This window comes from Pseudomonas viridiflava, assembly GCF_003702045.1.
Taxonomy (GTDB): Bacteria; Pseudomonadota; Gammaproteobacteria; order Pseudomonadales; family Pseudomonadaceae; genus Aquipseudomonas; species Aquipseudomonas viridiflava_C.
This window is the reverse complement of record NZ_RBTP01000004.1, coordinates 1-1,335: the sequence shown is the minus strand read 5'-3', so window position 1 is coordinate 1,335 and position 1,335 is coordinate 1. Positions and strand designations below refer to the sequence as shown.

The following is a 1,335-nucleotide window of genomic DNA, read 5'->3' as shown; positions in this document are numbered from 1 at the left end:
GGCCTGCAGCTGATGCTCGCCTAGGGGCGTGGTGAGTTGCAGGAGGCGGCCGCTCTGGCTGAGGGCGGTTCCGAAGGTCAGGTCCATGAAAAACTCTCCGTTTACTGGCAGCGCAAGCACCGAGCGTAATTTAACGCAGCATCAAAGCGAAGTACGAAGAAGCAAAGTAATTATCGAACGTGGACAAATGCTACTCCGTATCACGCATTTAATATACCTTGCTAATGCAGCGCAACGTCAACTGAGTCGCTTGATGCCCGCGTAGCTACAGGGGTTATAGTATATTTTTTTTATGTGCATAGCTGATTAGCGCTGCCACCGCCAAGGCCAAACTGGCGTATAAACAGAATTCACTGACATTTGCCGCATAATCCACGATTTGTCGACCGCCAGTAGCTCCCCCGGATCCGCTGATGCCACCGGCTGTGCCGCCTAAAAACACAAGCCCTGACGTTGCACACAAGGCCAGGAGTGCAAGAGACATTTTAAACAACGTGCCGGGAGTAAGTACATTCGAAATTCCGCCTCTGGTGTCCGCCGTCACAGCCCGAAAAATGATGAGCCCTACATAAACAATTGCTGATAAAAATATCAGGAGAAAAATCACTGGAGCCATTGAAGTTACCTCTTGGGTTTATTGATGTTGGTATGTGAACTACTTTTATAATTCTCGCTTATCAATGTCTACGATGCTCACCGAAGGTACAGTAGCAGCATTCATCTTAACCTCGAAAGCCTATTATTTTCAAGGTAACGGTTTTAAACTGTCTACAACCCTGTCCCAGAATGCCAGCGCTTCTTCGTCAGTTTTAAAATCACTGCCTTCTTGGTGTGTGCCAAGCGCTAAGGCTATATAGGGCGATACATTGGATTTTAAAGTGCCTTTATATTCGACTTGAAAGTCATAAAATCTCTTGCCTTCTACCAAGGCTGTCACTGTTACTTCTTCTGCCTTAATATCACCAATCATTCGCTCGCGTTTTCTAAGGGTTTTTGTTTGATTTATAATAGATTTAAGCTCTTCAAAAACCAAGCCGCTCTGATTCTTGTTAAAGCGCTCAATCAGGCTTTCTTCTTGACGAGCTATTCTTTGCGTCAGTAAGCTTACGTATGTACCTGGATGGCTTGAAATTTGCGCGTCCATGTAAATAGATTCTTTTGCATAAGAGGAGGGTAACGTTGTATAACCAGCTTCCAACGAAAAAGCTCCGCTTGGCGGCGCTTCTTGAGGCACTCTGAAAAATATAGAGTCACTTAATTTTCGGATTTTATTTATCGCGTCGTCTAGTGTGCTGTTTTCGAAATAGCTTACTTTTCTTGCGCGGCTTCAAGCAC

The 1,335-nt window shown here is 45.2% G+C and carries 2 protein-coding genes; both read right to left on the bottom strand.

Annotated elements, in window-relative coordinates; genetic code table 11:
* Positions 1–274: 274 nt before the first annotated feature.
* Positions 275–616 (bottom strand): hypothetical protein, encoded by a 342-nt coding sequence (locus ALP40_RS01245; RefSeq protein WP_122206507.1) that lies wholly within the window; start codon positions 614–616, stop codon positions 275–277.
* A 129-nt stretch (positions 617–745) separates the two neighbouring features.
* Positions 746–1,198 (bottom strand): T6SS immunity protein Tli4 family protein, encoded by a 453-nt coding sequence (locus tag ALP40_RS01240; RefSeq protein ID WP_147478283.1) that lies wholly within the window; start codon positions 1,196–1,198, stop codon positions 746–748.
* Positions 1,199–1,335: the final 137 nt, after the last annotated feature.

Bases quoted from the DNA above. Each gene is read 5' to 3' on its own strand.
- ALP40_RS01245 (WP_122206507.1), bottom strand. From the start codon at position 616: ATGGCTCCAGTGATTTTTCTCCTGATATTTTTATCAGCAATTGTTTAT.